The 23,414-nt window shown below is 54.9% G+C and carries 1 protein-coding gene; it reads left to right on the forward strand.

Features of this window, described 5'->3' with window-relative positions:
* Window positions 1–430: 430 nt before the first annotated feature.
* Window positions 431–23,332, forward strand: a complete 22,902-nt coding sequence (locus FIV00_RS13725; protein WP_152501277.1) for a DUF5801 repeats-in-toxin domain-containing protein — start codon at window positions 431–433, stop codon at window positions 23,330–23,332.
* Window positions 23,333–23,414 lie beyond the last annotated feature (82 nt).

Below are 23,414 nucleotides of genomic sequence, written 5' to 3' on the forward strand. Positions count from 1 at the left end.
CCAACGGTTCTTGTTTCCAGTAGTTTTTCAAACTTGATGAAAATGATTACGTATTAACCATGTGAACATTTTTTCGTTTTTCTCAATTGTAAAGAATATCTGTCAATTATTTCCGAATACATTATATTTTTTTCTTAATTAGTATTCAAACACGCAAATTTTTTGATATCTTTTATAGTATAATAATTTAGACTAAACTATTGCGATTGTAGTCGGTTGCATTTTCTTTTCACGGTTTGACGCATTAAGGAATTCCGGCAGTTCTACCTTCCTTCATCTATAGGTTGCGTTGCGATTTACGTTGCGGACAATCACCTCAGTGACGGCGTTTACCTTTAATAAAGTTAATAAAACTTTGGGTTTTATATAGGGTGAAAAAACTGTAAACATTCCTCAGTGGGTTTTATGAAAAAGTACCGAGTGTTTCGCTATGAATGAATTTGTTCGGATTGCACAGCTCTCTAATGACGCGACTTCAGGAGGAGACGGTGGAGGAGGAAACCCCTCTGATCCCCTTGTTCTTTCCCGGCCATCGGCACAGCAAAGTGTCGTTTCGCTTCGACAGTCAGGGCAACTTGTTGACTTCCGGCAAATCCTGAACGAGGACATTTCGTTCATCCGAATCGGTGACGATCTCCAGATGATTTTCGCCGATGGTGGAATGATCATCGTGCAGGGCTTCTTCGACGGAGACGGCGCGTCGCAGGTCGGTATCGTCTTCGATGGCGAAACGATTTCCATTGACGATTTTGTAACGGCTGCGAACCCACAGACTGCCGACGAGATCCAGACTGCTGCCGGCGAAACCAGCAATCTGGCAACTGCACTCGGTGGACCGCAGGGCTCGGGACAGAATTTCGAAGACACTCAGATCGGTGCTCTGGGCGACGGTCTTGGTTTCGGTGACCTGCTTGACGGCGGCGGCCCGGGTGGCGACGGCGGCCCTGACAACGAATTCATCGACGGAGAAGTGGACACGGTTCCGGAAATCGGTACGCCCGATGTGGGGGATCTGGCCGAGGCTGATCTCTTTGAAGGCGACACGCCACTTTCGTTCACGGGAAGCCTGGATCTCGATTTTGGCGATAATGCCGGAACAGACCTCAGCTTGGAATTTGACCTCTCCAATTTGCCGACGGATGTCACCTCCGATGGCTCACCGCTGACCTTCACCATCACCGACAATGCCGAGGGTGATGGCGGACAAACCCTGACAGCCACGAAGACGGGCACCACCGAAGTCGTTTTCACGGTGACCCTCGACATCATCACGCTGCCGAATGGCAATGCCGGTGGCAACTACATTTTTGAGCTTTTCGGCAATCTGGATCACGTTGCGGTCGGTGAAGACAATGTGCTTCCATTGACCTTCGGCTTTATCGCGACGGACGGAGACAATTTCTCTCCTGACAGCGCGACATCCGAGTTTACTGTCAACATCACCGACGATGTTCTGACGATTGGTGATGCCGACGCAACATCCGTTGACGAAGAAGGCCTGGCCGACGGCAACGTCGATAGCGGCTATGATGGCGACCTTCCCGGCGCGGCGCTCACGTCGACAGGCGATCTCGCCATTGATTGGGGTGCTGATGATGCCAATCCAACCGATGGCGGCGGTCTTGGCGACCGGTCTGTTGCCTTTGATGCAAGCCAGCCCGGACTAACCGGTCTGACATCCAATGGTCTGGCGGTCACGGTCGCAATCCTGACCGACGGAACGCTGGTTGGATACACGGGAGCCACAGAACCGACGGCCACTTCCGACGCCGGTGTCGTGTTTTTTGCAACACTGTCCGATGCCGACAGCGGCAGCTATGTCTTTACTGTTGTCGACAATCTTGACCACCCGGCAGCCGATACCGAAGACGATATCGTTCTGGAGTTCGCATATACCGCGACGGATGGCGACGGCGATACAGCTTCCTCGACCTTCCAGGTGACGGTGGACGACGATGCACCGGTTATCGGTGAACCGGAAGTGTTGGATTCCATTATCACCCAGACTTTCGATTCTGGTGAAGTGAATGTTGCGATACCAGTCGGTGGTGATGGTAATGAAGTCACTGTTACTTCCACGATCGACATTGCGGCGACTGGAACCATCCAAGATGTCAATGTATCTTTGGATATCCAGCATTCGTTTCTGTCTGATCTGGAAATAACGCTGATTGCACCTGATGGAACGCGGATTGCACTGATTTTCGATCAGGGAGGGCGAGGCGGCGCAGATGGTGTCATCACGCTTGATGACGAAGCCTCGCTGAGTTTCGACACCGCATTCGCGCCCTATGCAGGTGTATGGCGGCCGACTGAGGATGCGCTCTCCGGTCTGGACGGGCTGGAACAGGCCGGCACTTGGACGCTGGAAATTTTTGACGATTTCTTGGCCGAAGATGGTGGTGAGCTGCGTTCCTGGTCGCTTGAAATCGAGTCGAGTTCACCTGTCAATGCGATCGTTGATGAAGATGATCTTTTGCGTGCCAATGGTGATTTGACCGATGGCAACGCTGATAGACAAACTGGTGATGCGGATACCGTCACCGATGCAACGTTGGATGCGGATACGGATCCAACCACGGTCTACGGCGACCTTGCGATTTCTTGGGGGGCGGACAATGCCAACAGCGTCGAAGACGGTGGCACGTCGATCGGCAATGGCGACCGCGCGATTACGTTCTCCGCTGATGCGATTGCCGGTCTTGAAGCTGCCGGACTGACCTCTAACGGGGAAGTCGTTTCCTATAGCCTGAATGAACCTGAAAACGATTTATTGACGGCGACAGCCGGAGACCGCGTTGTTTTCACAGTCGAACTTTTTGATAGGGACAACGGTTCGTTCAAATTCGATCTGCAAGACGCACTGGATCATCCCGAAGGCAGGGATGAGAACGACCTTGTCCTGGAATTTGAATTTGTTGCAACTGACAGTGACGGCGACACTTCAACATCGTCCTTTTCCGTTGCAGTGGATGATGACGTTGCGGTTGTCGGAGATGCAACACTTTTTGACTTTGACGGCCGTGCAGTCGGTACCTTCGAGTCCGGCGACATCAATATTCCAATTCCGGCAACCGGATCCAGCGCGACCATTACGTCGACGATTGAAATTGCAGACGTTGGAGCCATTCAAGATTTGGATATCTCAATTGATATCCTGCATACGTTTTTTGAAGACCTTCAAATCACATTGATTGCACCTGACGGCACTCGGATTGCCTTGGTTTTCAATGAAGACGGTGGGGTTGCAAACGGTGTAATCACTCTCGATGATGAGGCCGCGCAAAGCTTCAGTGCAGCGTCACAGCCCTTTTCTGGTGTATGGCGGCCGACTGAAGACGCGCTTTCCAGTCTGGATGGCTTTGAACAGTCTGGGACTTGGACACTTGAGATCGTTGATAGTACCCCGGCACAGGACGGTGGCGAACTACGCTCCTGGAGCCTGAACATAGATGCAGATGCATCGACACAGGTAAATGCGGTTGTTGATGAAGACGACCTTGCCGTCGGCAACAACAACGACGCAACCGGAGACGACGCCCCCCAGACAAATACAGACCTTGATGGCGACGGTGATGCCACAACTGTCTATGGAGATCTGGAAATCTCCTGGGGTGCGGATGATGGCAACAGGGATGAAGATGGTGGGTCTTCAACGGGTGCGGGCGACAGAGCTGTTACATTTGCAGCGGATGCGATCGCTGCTCTGACAAGCCGCGGACTGACCTCCCACGGCGAAGAAATTACCTACAGCCTCAACAGCACTGCGGATATTTTGACGGCGACGGCCGGCGGGCGCGATGTATTCACCGTTGAACTTTTTGATAGGGATAGCGGCTCGTTCAAGTTTGAACTGCAAGACGCGCTCGATCATCCTGAAGGACAGGATGAGAATGGCCTTGTCCTGACGTTCAAATATGACGTCACAGACGGTGACGGTGACGTCACGCCGTCCACATTCGCCGTTGGTGTTGATGACGATGTTCTCGTTTTCGATGGCAGTGTTGCGACAACGCAGGTGGATGAAGAAGGACTACTAGGCGGCAATCCAGGTGAGTCTTATCCCGACAATCCAGGTGACTTCGAGGGCGAAGAAACCGTATCGGGCGCTGACCTGAATATCTCCTGGGGCGCTGACGACGGTGACGGCGACGCGGTCACCGATGAGAAGACCGGAGATCTTTTCGTTCAGGACACACCTGGCGGCATGGGTGACCGGTCCGTGGTCTTCACAACGGACAGCTCTGGTGCGCCCAGCGTGACCGCAACCCGCGGCACGGCGCCTCTTGATGGCGGACTGACTTCAGAAGGAAATGAAGTTAAGTTTGTCCTGAATGATGGCGGCACAATCCTGCTGGCCTATACGGGTGCTAATGCGACATTTGCTGCTTTGAACGGCGCCGCGGCATCCCCGGATAGCGCAGTTGTCTTCCGCGTCAGCCTGACGGACGAGGGCACAGGCGCTTACAGCTTTGAACTGCTGGGCACACTGGATCATGACCTTGGTGGCGCGGACAGCAAAGAAGACAACATTCGTCTTGAGTTCGATTTCACGGCTCTGGACAGTGATAGTGACGCGATTACCAGTACCTTCCGTGTCATCGTTGATGACGATGCACCGGAGTTTACCGGAGCTATCGCGACAACGCAGGTAGACGAAGAGGGCCTTGCAGGTGGTAATCCTGGCGAGTCCTACCCTGATAATCCTGGAGACTTTGATGGTGTGCCGACTGAATCCGGCACGAGCCTGAACATCTCCTGGGGTGCCGACAGTGCCGACGACGACGCGGTCACTGATGAACTGACCGGCAATCTTTATGTCCAGGACACGCCTGGTGCGGACGGCGACCGCTCGGTGATTTTCTCGACAGATGGTACAGGTGCACCGGATGTCACCGCGACACGAGGCACGACGCCGCTTGACGGTGGCCTGACGTCCGATGGCAACGACGTGAAATTTGTCCTGAATGCCGACGGTACGATCCTGCTTGCCTATACGGGCGCAGACGCCACTTTTGCTGCTTTGAGCGGCGATGCCATCACCCCGACCGACGCGGTCGTCTTTCGTGTCAGCCTGACGGACGAAGGTGCGGGTGCTTACAGTTTTGAGTTGTTCGACACCTTGGACCATGACCTTGGTGGTGCCGACAGCAAGGAAGACAACATTCGCCTGGAATTCGGCTTTACCGCTCAAGACGGCGATGGCGACATCATTTCCAGTACTTTCCGTGTCATCGTTGATGACGATGCACCGGAGTTTACCGGAGATATCGCGACAACGCAGGTGGACGAAGAGGGCCTTGCAGGCGGTAATCCTGGCGAGTCCTACCCAGATAATCCGGGAGACTTTGATGGCGTGCCGACTGATTCCGGTACGAGCCTGAACATCTCCTGGGGTGCCGACAGTGCCGACGACGACGCGGTCAGTGACGAACTGACCGGCAATCTTTATGTCCAGGACACTCCTGGTGCGGACGGCGACCGCTCGGTGATTTTCTCGACAGATGGTACCGGTGCACCGGATGTCACCGCGACACGAGGCACGACGCCGCTTGACGGTGGCCTGACGTCCGATGGCAACGACGTGAAATTTGTCCTGAATGCCGATGGTACGATTCTGCTCGCCTATACGGGCATAGACGCCACTTTTGCTGCTTTGAACGGCGATGCCACCACCCCGGCCGACGCGGTCGTCTTTCGTGTCAGCCTGACGGACGAAGGTGCGGGTGCTTACAGTTTTGAGTTGTTCGACACCTTGGACCATGACCTTGGTGGTGCCGACAGCAAGGAAGACAACATTCGCCTGGAATTCGGCTTTACCGCTCAAGACGGCGATGGCGACATCATTTCCAGCACCTTCCGTGTCATCGTTGATGACGATGCACCAATTGAAACCGCGACAACGATTGCAGGTACGGTTGAAGAAGAGGGACTGACGGACGGCAATGAGGACACTGTCGATGCCGAAGGCAATGATGGTGATACGGATGGTGGCACGGATGGCGAGCTTGATATCGTCGGACCTGCTGTTTCCGGCAACCTCCAGTCGCTTGTTTCTGTTGGCGCGGATGATGATCCCGACATTGGTGCTGATCTTGCCGAGTTCAGCCTGATCAGCAATGTTGCAGCGCTTCAGGCGGCTCACAACCTGACCTCTGCAGGCGTTGCGGTGACCTATGCGGTCGCTGGCAATGCAACGATCGGTTACACGCTGACGGCAACAGCCGGCTCGGATTCCGTCTTCACGCTGTTGGTGAATGCGGATGGCAGCTACACGTTCACGCTGCTCGGTCAGATTGACCACAGCACCGCATCTGATCCTGCGACACCTTCTCTTGAAGAAACGCTGACGCTGGACTTCTCCTCGATCCTTCGGGCAGAGGACGGGGACGGCGATGTGATCGGCATTTCCGACGATCGCTTTGAGATCAACATCATCGATGATGTTCCGGTCGAGACGACCGCGGACGCGGTTGTCGGCACGGTTGAGGAAGAGCATCTTACCGGTGGCAACGATGATGCGTTCGATGCCGATGGCAACGATGGTGACACGCTTGCCGGCAGCGGTCGTCCGGCAAACAATGACCGGACAACAGAAGTTGCGACGGGCAGTCTTCAGTCGCTTGTGTCGGTTGGTGCGGATGCGGACCCTGATGCGGGTGCAGGTCTTGCCGAGTTCAGCATGGTTGGCGATGCGGTGGCTCTTGCCACCACGCACAATCTGACCTCTGCCGGTGTTGCGGTCGAGTATGAACTGACCGGGGATGCAACAAGCGGCTACACGCTTGCGGCAACAGCAGGCACGGAATCCGTCTTCACGCTGGTGGTCCTGGCAGACGGCACTTACACCTTCACGCTTGAAGGCCAGATTGACCACGGCACAGCGTCTGATCCTGCAACGCCTGCTGATGAAGAAACGCTGACGCTGGACTTCTCCTCGCTTCTGCGGGCCGAAGATGCGGACGGCGACACAATTGCAATCTCTGCAAGCCGCTTCCAGATCGAAATCATCGATGACGTGCCGATCGAGACAACGGCAGCAGCTGTTGTTGGTACGGTTGAAGAAGAGGGACTGACGGACGGCAATGAGGACACTGTCGATGCCGAAGGCAATGATGGTGATACGGATGGTGGCACGGATGGCGAGCTTGATATCGTCGGACCTGCTGTTTCCGGCAACCTCCAGTCGCTTGTTTCTGTTGGCGCGGATGATGATCCCGACATTGGTGCCGGTCTTGCCGAGTTCAGCCTGATCAGCAATGTTGCAGCGCTGCAGACTGCTCACAACCTGACCTCTGCAGGCGCTGCGGTGACCTATGCGGTCGCCGGCAATGCAACGATCGGTTACACGCTGACGGCAACAGCCGGCTCGGAATCCGTCTTCACGCTGTTGGTGAATGCGGATGGCAGCTACACGTTCACGCTGCTCGGTCAGATTGACCACAGCACCGCATCTGATCCTGCGACACCTTCTCTTGAAGAAACGCTGACGCTGGACTTCTCCTCGATCCTTCGGGCAGAGGACGGGGACGGCGATGTGATCGGCATTTCCGACGATCGCTTTGAGATCAACATCATCGATGATGTTCCGGTCGAGACGACCGCGGACGCGGTTGTCGGCACGGTTGAGGAAGAGCATCTTACCGGTGGCAACGATGATGCGTTCGATGCCGATGGCAACGATGGTGACACGCTTGCCGGCAGCGGTCGTCCGGCAAACAATGACCGGACAACAGAAGTTGCGACGGGCAGTCTTCAGTCGCTTGTGTCGGTTGGTGCGGATGCGGACCCTGATGCGGGTGCAGGTCTTGCCGAGTTCAGCATGGTTGGCGATGCGGTGGCTCTTGCCACCACGCACAATCTGACCTCTGCCGGTGTTGCGGTCGAGTATGAACTGACCGGGGATGCAACAAGCGGCTACACGCTTGCGGCAACAGCAGGCACGGAATCCGTCTTCACGCTGGTGGTCCTGGCAGACGGCACTTACACCTTCACGCTTGAAGGCCAGATTGACCACGGCACAGCGTCTGATCCTGCAACGCCTGCTGATGAAGAAACGCTGACGCTGGACTTCTCCTCGCTTCTGCGGGCCGAAGATGCGGACGGCGACACAATTGCAATCTCTGCAAGCCGCTTCCAGATCGAAATCATCGATGACGTGCCGATCGAGACAACGGCAGCAGCTGTTGTTGGTACGGTTGAAGAAGAGGGACTGACGGACGGCAATGAGGACACTGTCGATGCCGAAGGCAATGATGGTGATACGGATGGTGGCACGGATGGCGAGCTTGATATCGTCGGACCTGCTGTTTCCGGCAACCTCCAGTCGCTTGTTTCTGTTGGCGCGGATGATGATCCCGACATTGGTGCCGGTCTTGCCGAGTTCAGCCTGATCAGCAATGTTGCAGCGCTGCAGACTGCTCACAACCTGACCTCTGCAGGCGCTGCGGTGACCTATGCGGTCGCCGGCAATGCAACGATCGGTTACACGCTGACGGCAACAGCCGGCTCGGAATCCGTCTTCACGCTGTTGGTGAATGCGGATGGCAGCTACACGTTCACGCTGCTCGGTCAGATTGACCACAGCACCGCATCTGATCCTGCGACACCTTCTCTTGAAGAAACGCTGACGCTGGACTTCTCCTCGATCCTTCGGGCAGAGGACGGGGACGGCGATGTGATCGGCATTTCCGACGATCGCTTTGAGATCAACATCATCGATGATGTTCCGGTCGAGACGACCGCGGACGCGGTTGTCGGCACGGTTGAGGAAGAGCATCTTACCGGTGGCAACGATGATGCGTTCGATGCCGATGGCAACGATGGTGACACGCTTGCCGGCAGCGGTCGTCCGGCAAACAATGACCGGACAACAGAAGTTGCGACGGGCAGTCTTCAGTCGCTTGTGTCGGTTGGTGCGGATGCGGACCCTGATGCGGGTGCAGGTCTTGCCGAGTTCAGCATGGTTGGCGATGCGGTGGCTCTTGCCACCACGCACAATCTGACCTCTGCCGGTGTTGCGGTCGAGTATGAACTGACCGGGGATGCAACAAGCGGCTACACGCTTGCGGCAACAGCAGGCACGGAATCCGTCTTCACGCTGGTGGTCCTGGCAGACGGCACTTACACCTTCACGCTTGAAGGCCAGATTGACCACGGCACAGCGTCTGATCCTGCAACGCCTGCTGATGAAGAAACGCTGACGCTGGACTTCTCCTCGCTTCTGCGGGCCGAAGATGCGGACGGCGACACAATTGCAATCTCTGCAAGCCGCTTCCAGATCGAAATCATCGATGACGTGCCGATCACGTCAGATGTGGTCAGCATTACGGTCGACGAAGACGACATTTTTAATCTGCAGTCGCAAGGCAACAACCCTGCCGATGGTGACACAGACGGATCGACTACCGGAGGTTTTGACTTCATTGGCCCGGCATTTGCCAGCGGTTCGATTGCAAGCACCGTTTCGTTTGGAGCAGATGGGGCCGCAGCCAGCGATGGTTTTGCTTTCGCCGCGGACGCAGCAACGACAATGGAAGCGCTTGGACTGAGTTCAAATGGTGAAGCGCTCTCATTTACGGTTAGCACAGTTGGGGGAGCCACTTTACTTGTCGGATATGTCGACAACGGCAACGACGTCTTTAACCCCTTTGCCGACCGTCCGGTAATCAGCCTTCAATTGAATGCTGGCGGGGACTACATCTTACGACTGCATGATCAGCTCGATCACGTGGCAGGTAATGGTGAAGACGCCGAGCTTGTCGCAGGTGCTGGCTCTTTGGATGAGATTGATTTTGGAGCCGTTATCGAAGCGACTGACGGTGATGGCGATACCATTGGTCTTGCCGGGCAGTTTCTTGTCAGTGTTACGGATGACGTGCCTGAGCCGGATATCTGGGTAGACGACTACGTTCGCATTGATGAGACGTATGGTGATCACAGCGACAATGTCTTCAACGAGACGACAGGCCAGTATAATCCGAATGTTGTCGCGCTCTTTACGGGTGTCACCAATACTGGATCCGATGCGGATCTCATTGGTGAGATCTACGCACGGTTTGATGTCGTCGATTATGACGTGAATGTCGGTACGGATGAAACCGCAACACGTGAACTTGAGCTTCGTATTGATGATGCGGACTCAGGGCTCTTCACAACAGAAGATGAAGCGATCACACTGTCACCGGAAGATGGGCTTGTGATTGGCCGGATTGCATCGGGTGAGGCGGTATTTGCTATCCACATCGATCTCCGAGGCCGTGTCAGCATCGTTCAGTATCAATCGCTGAAACACCCGGACACAACAAGTTCCGATGAACACATTGACCTTGCAGGTAAGCTTTCGGCAGTTCTGACTATTACCGATGCTGATGGTGATGAGGTGTCCAAAGAGGTGTCGATTGGTGCCGATGTTACCTTCGACGACGACGGTCCGACTGCATTCCGCAGTGGTTCCAACATTGGTCTGGATGAAGCGACACAACTTGGCGATACAATCTCGGGCCAGTTGCAGTTTGATGGTGGCGCAGATGGAGCAACTGTCACTGATGTCAGCTTCTTCGCGCGCAACAACGACAACCTGCGTGCGCTTGATGTTGAAGAAACGGGTTCAGACCGCCGCATCGATCTGACAAGCGGCGGCGAGCCCATCACGACTGACACAACCACTGATCCAAGTGGTGTGATTACCGTGACCGGAATAATCGCGAGCACTGGAGCGACTGCGTTCACGCTTGTTGTCCAGCCGGACGGCAACTACACCTATGTGCAGGAAGTTGCGTTTGATCATCCTGATGCTGATGAAACAGGTGTAGACGATCCGATCGCGCTTCGTTTGAACTTCACCGTTACAGACGGAGATGGCGATACGGATGAGTCCAGTGCGCTGATCTTTGTGGAAGACGATGGTCCAGACGCTCTTTGGGCGGGATCTCACATCGCCGGAGACGAGGCTACGCAGCTCAATACGCTGATAGCCGGAACACTTCAGTTCGACCCTGGCGTTGATGGCGCAACGGTCACCGAAGCGACAATGGGATCACGCGGCGTTTATGTGAACCGGTTTGACCAGGAAGAGCCAGCTGGCTCTCAGCGCGCTGAATTGAGCGTGGGTGGTGAACTTGTTACCTCTACGTCAATAACTGACGCCGGTACTGGCGTCATTACGATCAATGGCGTGACGGAAACATCCGGAACACCGGTCTTCCAGATCATTGTTCAGCCTGATGGCAGTTACACCTATGAGCAGTTCGTTGGGTTCGATCATCCAGATGTGGGTGAATCAGGTGCCGAAGACGTCATTGCTCTGCGCATTGACTTCACGGTCACTGATGGTGACGGCGATACGGATAGCGCCGGCGCGTATATTCGGATTTCGGACGACGGTGTTGCAATCACTGCTCCTTCAATGGAGACGGTTTTTGAGGATGGCACAACGGCACTGACGGGTGTTTCCCTTGGTGTAGACTGGGGTGTTGATGATGCGAACCCGACTGACGGCGCCGGATCCGCTGACCGCTCCGTATCCTTTGCCTCGGCGACGGCAGAAACCAACGTCACGGTTACGGAACCAGGGGGGACTCTGTCTACTGCGACGCTGACCTCCAATGGCAACGATGTTGAATTTATTCTCTTCGGCACTGTTCTTATTGGCTACTCTCTGCCAGAGCCTACCGATGTAGCACCAACAGATGCAACGGATCTGGCAAACGCGGTGTTTACTGTCACGCTCTCGGACGGTGATACGGCGGGCAGCTATGATTTCGAGCTATTGCAGCCACTTGATCATGCGGCGCCGTTCGACACACCAGCAGGTGTCACCGAACACTACATTGACTTGACCTTTGCCTTTAATGCGACCGATTCCGATGGTGATGTGAGTGCCGACAGCAGCTTTACCGTTCGGGTTGATGCTGCAGGTACGATCTCCTCGATCGACTATTCGGCATTGACAACAGGTGTCTTTGTCAATCTTTCCGACGATTCCGAGACGATCGATAGCCAGACAGTGGCAGCGGATACGTCTACCGATCGCACCGGGCAGGGGCCTGTCGTCGGTGTTGACAGCGTTGCCGGCATTGATGACGCAACCGGCGGCTCCGAGGCCGACATTCTAATTGGTGGTGATGAAAACAACGAACTGATCGGTGGTGCAGGAGACGACACGCTCAAAGGCGGCGCTGGCACGGACATTCTGCGTGGTGGTGACGATACCGATACGGCTGTCTTCACTGGCTCAGTGCTTGATTACTACTTCCAGACTTACGGCGGTGGCGAGACAAGAGTAACGGATACCCGTGCCGACGGCGACGGTGTAACAAGGCTGTTCCAGGTTGAAAAACTGCAGTTTACCGAAGGCACTTATACGCTCGTACGCGGCCATAACGGTGTTGACAATCTGGTTGCTCCGAACGGAGAGCGCGCACTCCTCATCGGTTTCCACGCCAGTGACACGTTGACAGGTGGTTCGGAAGACGACGTCCTGATTGGCGATCATGGCGCCACGTTTGTGCATAACCCAGGCAATGATACGCTTGATGGCGGCCTTGGGGATGACATCGTATTGGGCGGTGCAGGCGATGACACCATTATCTGGCGTGTCGGCGACGGCAATGATGAGATTGATGGCGGTGCCAACTCAGTGGTTGGGGACACATTGAATGTGTTCTCCACTGCAGCAGGTCAGACCATTACGCTCGATGCTCCTGGTGACGATAACGATGGTTTCACTGTAACGTCCAATGGTGAAACGGTAGATGTTGATGATGTCGAGGAAGTCTCCGTTGATTTCTCGGCCGGCAGTGGCACGCTGAATGTTACCAACGACTTCGTGAACTCAGGTATCAACGTGAACACCATAACCGTCGAAGGCGGAGATGATGCGGACATAGTTGACGCCAGCGCGATGACGGGCACCGACCCGGATTCCAAAGTCGGGATCGATTTCAACGGCAACGGTGGCGACGATACGTTCAAGTCCGGCGTTGGAGATGACACATTCACTGGCGGTGAAACAGGTGAGACCGTCGGTGACACGATTGTGCTTTCTGGCAATCTGGATACCTACACACTCACACTCGTGAAGGACGCCAATGGCTTTGTAATCGACATTTCTCAAGTAGCAGACAACGGTTCCAACAACACGGGCACGGACAGCGTGTCCGAAATCGAAGTGTTTTCGTTTGCCGATGGCGATTTGGACCTCACCGCTCCGGTGCAATTGTTCGACGCCGCTGGAAATCTCGTGGCAACCTTTGGAACCATTCAGGACGCGGTGGATGCCTCTGCCGGACGCAACACGACAGATGATGTCATCCGGCTGAGCGAAGGCACCTACGCAGAGGACGTGTCCGTTGGTCATGCTGTCTCGATTTTGGGTCCGAATACCGGAAAAGCCTGGGACGATGGCAGCCGCTCCAACGAGGCTGTCATTGACGGGGAAATGACGGTCTCTGCGCCAAGTGGCACTGTTGTCATCGATGGCGTGACAATTGAGAACAATAGCGGCACGGGTGTCAGTTTCACGGCTATCAGCATCGAGGGCGATGCAAATGTCACCGTGGAAAACACCATCTTCGATTCGCCATCAACAACCGCCAATTCAAATGGGGATCGCGCGATTAACGTGATTTCCGGCGCTGATGGCACGATTACCGTCGATGAAAGCAGCTTTGGCGGCAGCAAAGCCGGCCACTACGGCAGCAACTGGAACTATGCCATCAGCTCGTCGTCTACGGGCGCTGAGTTTGTTATCACCAACAACGACTTCTCTTCCGTGACCTACGCTGTCATCCTGGCAACGTTTAACGACGACGGATCTTCGGTGATATCGGGCAATACGCTGACGCGGGTCGCCTATGGTGTTCGTATTGACACAATTCTTGGTGACAGCGAACTCACCAGCATCACGAACAACGACTTTGCGAATGTCATCAATGACTTCGTACTGAACAACGTTGGCACTGACATTGAGTTTGATCTCACCTCAACCAACAACTCCAGCCCGGACACGCTGAAGGTTGAAACAGGCAGCGGCAATGACGAAATCACCGGCACGAGCGGCAAGGACGATCTGCGCGCCAATGGCGGCGACGATACCTTCATTGCGACGGAAGGTGACGACACCTTCACCGGTGGCGAAACCGGTGAGACTGCGGGTGTTGGCGACACGGTTGAATATTCTGGTGACCGGGACGGCTACGATCTGACCGTCACCAAGGATGCCAATGGCTTTGTCACGGACGTGACCGGGGTCGAAGACACCGACAACAGCGACGGTGACCACGGCAGCGACACGCTGTCCGAGATCGAGATTGTCACCTTTGGCGATGCGACCATCAACCTGGCCCACGACGTCCAGCTGTTCGACACGGATGGCACGACACTACTGGGCACCTTCGAGACGATCCAGGCAGCGGTTGCCGCGTCGAGTGCGGGTCAGACGGTCCAGCTGCGCGACGGGGTAACTTTCAGCGAAGATGTGACCATCCCGCATGCCCTGACGATCCAGGGCGCGAACAATGGCCGTGCCTGGGACAGTGTCGCGCGCACCAGTGAGTCCGTGATCGAAGGTGAAATCACCGTTACTGCGACGAGCGGTAGTGTCGTGATTGACGGCATCGAGATCTCCAACACCACCGACAGCAGCACCGCCTTCTATGGTGTGACTGTCAGCGGCGGCGCAGATGTCACGGTTGAAAACAGCATCTTCTCGTCCACTGGTGCAAATGCGCCAAATGACGTGAATGCAGACCGGGGGATTTATCTGCAAACGGGTGCGACCGGTAATATCACGATTGAGGAAAACAGTTTCGGCGGCGATGCAACCGGAAAATACTCCACGGCGAACTGGACGTCTGGCGTTTGGTCCGACGGCACCAGCAGCTCGCTGAAAATTATCAATAATGACTTTGATGCGGTTCGCACCGCGATGAACCTGGATTCCTATGATGACGCCACAAGCGATGTCTCTGGAAACACCATTTCCAACTCCGGCTCTGGTATCAGCATTGGTGTTGGCAGTGACTCCAATATCACCGGGATCCAGGACAACGTTTTCGATGGGGTCGACACAGACTTCAATTTGCGAAACCTGAATACCAGCATCGACTTTGATGCAGGTAACACAGGCAATGAATCCGCTGATCCAAGTGATCCACTCGTCATACTGGGTGGTGTTGCTGGTGACACAATTACTGGTTCGGACGGCGTCGATGTGCTCATCGGCCAGGGTGGTGATGACACGCTGAAGGGTGGGGACTCGCAGGACGTACTGTTTGGGAATGGAACCGACCTAAGCGTAGATGCCAACCGCATCGCGGTGCGTGGCGAAAATGACGTTGCCGTTTATGATGGCGTTGCTGCAGATCACGTAATCGAAAGAGCTGCTGACGGCAGCTGGACGATCGAAAACACCACCAGCGGCATCAAGGAGTCGCTCTATGGTATCGAAGGGATCGACTTCGGCGGTGATGGCGTTGACATTGATCTGACAGCGAACGTTCTGGTGTTTGACGGAAGCTCGAATGTGCTTCTCGGGTCTTATGCCACGATCCAGGAGGCGATTGACGCGGCCAGCACGGGTGATGGCGACAGAGTTGAGATCTTCGAAGGTAGCTATGCTGAGAACCTGGTAATCGACAAAGCTCTGAACTTTGTCGGTATCGGCATCGTTTCGGTTGATGCGGCTTCCGGCAATGCTGCAACAATCACAAGCGGCAACGGTAACGTCACACTCGACAATGTCGACCTGAACGGTGCTGGAACCGGAAACACCGGTATCGTTGTCGAGGCGGGTGCGGATATTGGCACTCTAACCTTTACCAACGGCGACATCTCAGGCTTTGTGAACAGAGGTATATTTGCCACCGACGGGGGGAATCCGTCCGGCACGCCGACTATGGAAGCGCTTATTGTGAGCCTTTCCAGTTTCTCGTCGAACGGCACCGGAACGGGTAATACTGCGCATATCAAGCTGTTCGGCTTTGACGGCGATGCGATTTTTGACACCGTGACCTTCGAAGGTACATCAGGTGTTGTCGGTGAAGCTGGCCGACCCGACAACGCGGTGGAAATCGTTGGCGGCTTGAATGGGCCTGGTAGCGCGAATCCTGTTCCTGCTAACGAGCCGGACATCGGTGCTGTGTTGTTCACTGATGTCACTGTCACGGGCGAGTATCACAAGAATCCTGTCGGCATATTCAACTTCGGTGAAGTTGCAGGTTTGCAAATTGATGGCCTTGATCTGTCCGGAGCAACCAGCATCTGGGGCCCTGTCTTCAATATCGATGGTGTTGAAGGCGCAGTTGTTGATGCGTCAGGGTTCAACTTGATCTTGCCTGCAACGAACGGCATTCATGTTGAGTTGCAAGGTGACAAGCCGGGTCAGGATCCGGTTGGACAGGAAATTACGGGTACCGATGGTAACGATTTCATTCGTGGTCGCGGCGGTGACGATGACCTTGAAGGTGGAGTAGGAAACGATTTCCTCGTCGGTGACGATTTTGTCCCGGCGGCAACCGATGGAACCGATACCGCAGTTTACAACGGCGTTCTAACAGCTGCTAACATCATGGCAGTGGCAGATCTGGATCCTGATCCGGGTTCAACGCTGCCTGGCTGGCAGATTGACGCTACGCTGTTCGGTGAAGGAACGGATGTTCTCGTTGGCGTCGAAATTGTCCAGGGTACCGATCCGGTCGGAGACGCGACAGGCCGCTTCCTGCTGGTCGGCAATGGTGGTTTTGCCAGCATTCAGGCGGCAGTTGATGCAGCTGTTGCCGGTGACACCATCGTGATTGCACCAGGTACCTACCTGGAGGCCGTCGAGGTCGACGTTGCGATCACTCTGGTAGGTAGCGGCGGCGCAGCGAGCGTGATCATTGATCCGCCGAGCGGCTCAGGAATTGCAATTGTCGGCGACCTTGGAACTGGGACCGTTACGATCGACGGGATCGGTTTCACGGGCGGCACAAACGGCGTGTCCGCGACCGGCACTGTCACGGTCGGTCATATCGAGATCCTGAATTCAGCCTTCGAGGGCAACGACCATCACGGTGTATTCGTAAACGGTCGCTCGGATGGGGTTGGCAAGGTTACCGTCCAGGATTCTACCTTCACCGACAATGGTGATGGTACGAGCAATGGCGATGGCGACATCGTTCTGTTCGAATATCGCGGCGATGCGACGATCCAGGATGTGACGATCAACAACACGACAGGCGACGCCGACACGGCGATCCAGATCGCTGGCTTCGAACAGGACGACTATGACGTCAACGACCCGATCGGGATCGTTGTCATCGACGGTGTCGAGATAAATGGCACATTCGATAAAGTCGGCATTTATGTTCATGGGTTCAACGATCTTTCCGGGCTGTCGCTGATCGATATAACCGGAACAATCGCCGCCGGCTGGGGATATGGCACCTATATCGATCCCACAATCGGCAACTCCGATGCGAATCCCGCCGATGTTATCGGACGTCCAGGCACCTTCAACTTGGTGGGAGCCGATGGTTCCGTCGACCTTTCGGCTGTTCAACTCACCAACACGACGGCAGTGAGTGTCTCTGCAGGGCATCCGCTGTTCCCGTTCAACGGTGTTGTTCTGCAGTCGATCGTGAATGGCACGCCTGTCGGCGATACCATTACAGGCACCGATGGTGCAGACCTCCTGAATGGAGGTGGCGGTGCCGATGCGCTGAATGGTGGTGACGGCAATGACATCATTTTCGGTGGGGCTGACGGCGATACGGTCAACGCCGGTGATGGCGACGACCTGATCATCTACAATGTTGGCGATGGCTCCGACATTATCGATGGCGGCGCTCAATCTGCGACCGGTGACGATACGCTTCAGATCAATGCAACGTCTGCAAGCCAGACGATTGAACTCAGAGCACCGATTCCCGGAGGTGGCTTCAGCGTTTTCGATGGGTCAGCGACTTCACTCGTTAGCGACGTTGAAGAAGTTGTTGTAGATTTCTCTGTGGGTGCGGGAACGCTGGATATTGCTGGCGATTTTGCCGGTTCCGGTATCAACGTGAACACAATCACGGTCGAGGGAAGCGCCGACAACGATCTGGTTGATGCTTCGGGTATGACCACAAGTGGAGCTACCTCCGAGGTTGGGATCGACTTCTCCGGCAACGCTGGCGATGACACTTTCATTTCCGGCGTAGGTGATGATCACTTTGATGGTGGCGACGATACCGACACCTACGTGGCCAATGGTCCTCGGGAAAACTATCTGATCACCATTGCCACCGACGGAACAGTAACCATTGTGGACACTGTTGGCAGCGACGGAACCGACATCGCTGAGGTCAATGTCGAATTCCTGCAGTTCACCAACATTACGTTCGATCTGACCCAGCCGGTCCACCTGTTCGATCAGAACGATGATCTCGTCAACACCTATGCCACTCTCCAGGCGGCCCATGCCGATGCTCTAGACTCGTATCGCATCAACCTGGCGGGCACTGTGACAGGTGAAAGCCTTACAGTTACAAAGGACAATCTTCGGATCGAAGGCCAAAGCGACGACACAGGCAACGTCTTCACATTGGGCGGATCTGTGACGACAATAACGTTGCTTGGTGACGCGCCGTTCGACGTAATTGGCAACGGTTCTGCTAACATCATCAACGGAAACGCGGGTGCAAACATCATTCGTGGCAATTCGGGCAATGACACGCTCGACGGTGGGGAAGGCTCTGATACTTATCAGGTTTCCGGCACGGGTCATGGGTATGACACCTATCAGGACAGCGGTTCTTCCGGTGACACCGACACGATTGCGGCCATCTCGAACAATGCGCGTATCGGTCTTCTTGGTGACTTCGATGCTGCAAGCAGCGGCATTGAGGCGATCACAGGGACTGGTTTCTCCGGTGTTCTTATCCGCGGTGACAACAATGCCAACGATCTTGACTTCAGCAACATCTCGCTGACGGATATCTCGTTCATTGATGGTCAGGGCGGCAACGACACGATCACAGGCTCTGCAAGTGACGACACGATCCGTGGCAACTCGGGCAATGACACGCTCGACGGCGCGGAAGGCTCTGATACGTATCAGGTTTCCGGCACGGGTCATGGGTATGATACCTATCAGGACAGCGGTTCTTCCGGTGACACCGACACGATTGCGGCCATCTCGAACAACGCGCGTATCGGTCTTCTTGGTGACTTCGATGCTGCAAGCAGCGGCATTGAGGCGATCACAGGGACTGGTTTCTCCGGTGTTCTTATCCGCGGCGACAACAATGCCAACGATCTTGACTTCAGCAACATCTCGCTGACGGATATCTCATTCATTGATGGTCAGGGCGGCAACGACACGATCACCGGCTCTGCAAGTGACGACACGATCCGTGGCAACTCGGGCAATGACACGCTCGACGGCGCGGAAGGCTCTGATACGTATCAGGTTTCCGGCACGGGTCATGGGTATGACACCTATCAGGACAGCGGTTCTTCCGGTGACACCGACACGATTGCGGCCATCTCGAACAACGCGCGTATCGGTCTTCTTGGTGACTTCGATGCTGCAAGCAGCGGCATTGAGGCGATCACAGGGACTGGTTTCTCCGGTGTTCTTATCCGCGGCGACAACAATGCCAACGATCTTGACTTCAGCAACATCTCGCTGACGGATATCTCGTTCATTGATGGTCAGGGCGGAAACGACACGATCACGGGCTCTGCAAGTGATGACACGATCCGTGGCAACTCGGGCAATGACACGCTCGACGGCGCGGAAGGCTCTGATACGTATCAGGTTTCCGGCACGGGTCATGGGTATGACACCTATCAGGACAGCGGTTCTTCCGGTGACACCGACACGATTGCGGCCATCTCGAACAACGCACGTATCGGTCTTCTTGGTGACTTCGATGCTGCAAGCAGCGGCATTGAGGCGATCACAGGGACTGGTTTCTCTGGTGTTCTTATCCGCGGTGACAACAATGCCAACGATCTTGACTTCAGCAACATCTCGCTGACGGATATCTCGTTCATTGATGGTCAGGGCGGAAACGACACGATCACGGGCTCTGCAAGTGATGACACGATCCGTGGCAACTCGGGCAATGACACGCTCGACGGCGCGGAAGGCTCTGATACCTATCAGGTTTCCGGGACGGGCCATGGGTATGACACCTACCAGGATAGCGGTTCTTCCGGTGACACCGACACGATTGCGGCCATCTCGAACAATGCGCGTATCGGTATTCTCGGTGACTTCGATGCTGCAAGCAGCGGCATTGAGGTAATTGATGCAAATGGCAATTCAGGTGTGATCGTAAGGGGAACTAATTCCGCAAATGACCTGGATTTCCGCGATATTCAGCTTGTTGACGGACTCACCGTTGACGGTCAAGGCGGGAATGACACGGTCACGACATCTCAGATCTCAGGTGATCACGTCACATATCGCGGAGGCAGTGGTACCGACACTCTTCGGATCGCCCTGACACTTGATCAAGCTGCAGATGCTGCCCTGATCGCACAGATCGATGCTCTCACACCTGGTGCCGGATTTAACGGTACCGTGAGTGCTGGTGGACTCTCGTTCGATGTTTATGATTTCGAAACAATCGTCAAAGGCGTCACAGTTAATGACACGTTCATGCCTTTTGACAGAGTTCTTGTTGGTACGCCAAATGCTGACACGCTCGATGTTGCAACTGCGGCAGGCGGGGTGACATCGGAAACTTATTTGGTTCTGGGACGCGGCAGTAACGATACTATTACCGGATCCAACGGAGACGATATTCTCTTGGGTGAAGGTGGCGACGATACTATCAACGGCGGCAATGGTGACGACACGATTGACGGTGGCACTGGTTCTGACACGCTGAACGGCAATGCTGGTGACGATCGCATCCTGCTCGACGGAAACGAAATTGGAACGACGATCAATGGAGGTGGTGACACCGATACGATTGAGCTGACCAGTGACATTACGGTGCAGGACTTCGATCCAACCAATGTCGAACGCATTCAGACCAATGGCCATGCGATCAATGGTGATGGTGGCAACAGTTCCAACCGGACGATTGATCTGCGGGGTCTAACTTCGGTAGACGGATCCGGTTCGACTATTGCAACTGGAGTTACGGTCAACGCTGGTAGAGGGACAGACACTGTCTGGGGAACCAACCAGAACGATACGCTCAATGGTGAGAACGGCAACGACACCCTGAATGGTGAAGGCGGTGATGATGAGCTGAACGGCGGTTCCGGGAATGATGAGATCAACGGTGGAACCGGTAATGACACGATTGACGGTGGCACTGGTTCTGACACGCTGAACGGCAATGCTGGTGACGATCGCATCCTGCTCGACGGAAACGAAATTGGAACGACGATCAATGGAGGTGGTGACACCGATACGATTGAGCTGACCAGTGACATTACGGTGCAGGACTTCGATCCAACCAATGTCGAACGCATTCAGACCAATGGCCATGCGATCAATGGTGATGGTGGCAACAGTTCCAACCGGACGATTGATCTGCGGGGTCTAACTTCGGTAGACGGATCCGGTTCGACTATTGCAACTGGAGTTACGGTCAACGCTGGTAGAGGGACAGACACTGTCTGGGGAACCAACCAGAACGATACGCTCAATGGTGAGAACGGCAACGACACCCTGAATGGTGAAGGCGGTGATGATGAGCTGAACGGCGGTTCCGGGAATGATGAGATCAACGGTGGAACCGGCAATGACACGATTGACGGTGGCACTGGTTCTGACACGCTGAACGGCAATGCTGGTGACGATCGCATCCTGCTCGACGGAAACGAAATTGGAACGACGATCAATGGGGGTGGTGATACCGATACGATTGAGCTGACCAGTGACATTACGGTGCAGGACTTCGATCCAACCAATGTCGAACGCATTCAGACCAATGGCCATGCGATCAATGGTGATGGTGGCAACAGTTCCAACAGGACGATTGATCTGCGAGGCATGACTTCTGTTGACATTAACGGCGCGACGTCAATAGGCGTGACCGTCAATGCGGGAAGAGGAACAGACACTGTTTGGGGAACCGAAGAGGACGATACACTCAATGGTGACAACGGCAACGATACTCTGAACGGCGGCGGCGGCAATGACATACTGAACGGCGGTGCGGATAATGATGAGATCAACGGTGGAACCGGCAATGACACGATTGACGGTGGCACTGGTTCTGACACGCTGAACGGCAATGCTGGTGACGATCGCATCTTGCTCAACGGAAACGAAATTGGAACGACGATCAATGGGGGTGGTGACACCGACACGATTGAGCTGACCAGTGACATTACGGTACAGGACTTCGATCCAACCAATGTCGAACGCATTCAGACCAATGGCCATGCGATCAATGGTGATGGTGGCAACAGTTCCAACCGGACGATTGATCTGCGGGGCATGACGTCCGTTAACAATCTGGGAGCAGCGATCGCCGCAGGCGTAGTTGTGAACGCTGGTCGAGGCATCGATACTGTATGGGGAACCGAACAGAACGATACTCTAAATGGTGAAAACGGCGATGATACACTGAACGGTGGCGGCGGTGATGATACACTGAACGGTGGTGAAGGGGTCGATACAGTCAACGGTGGTACCGGAGCAGACACCATAAATGGTGGTGCTGGCGCTGATATTTTGAACGGTAACAGTGGCAATGACACATTCGTCCTCGAGGGGAATGAGATCGGTACACTCATCGATGGAGGTGGAGACACCGACACGCTCTTGCTGACCGGCGACATCACCGTTGATGATTTTGATCCAAACAATGTGGAGAGAATTGACACCGGCAGCCATGCGATCAACGGAACCAATCAAAATGGCAACCCGAATACGATCGACTTGTCGGGCTTGTCTAACGTCGGCATTGGTCCGGTAATACTGAACGGCCTCAGGGGTGATGACACCATTCTGGGAACCGAGGGTGAGGACCTCATTGCTGGCGGTCTTGGGGCAGATACCCTGACTGGTAACGGGGGCGCAGATACGTTTGTTCTGGACTCCCTGGCTGACGCTGACCTGATCACCGACTATGACTTCAGCGGCGACGGCGACAGACTCGATATTTCGGCGCTGCTAGGCCTCGCATTTGGAGGTGGCACCGTCGATGAGACAGTAATCTCAGGTGATGTTCGCGCCGTTGATGCAGGTGGTGGAGATGCGACGCTGCAGGTCGATACCAATGGGGGAGGCAATAGCTGGCAGGACGCTGCGACACTTGAAAATGTGTCGATTGGCGAGTCCATCAGGGTTGTTTTGGATGCTTCCGATACAGAATCGTCAATTACGGTCGCCTAATCGATCCGAACTACGATCTTTGAAAAAAGGCGGGCCATTTGGTCCGCCTTTTTGTTTCCTAAGAATCATCAATGGTCTGCGT

The sequence above is a fragment of the Labrenzia sp. THAF82 genome (assembly GCF_009363435.1).
Lineage (GTDB): Bacteria > Pseudomonadota > Alphaproteobacteria > Rhizobiales > Stappiaceae > Roseibium > Roseibium porphyridii.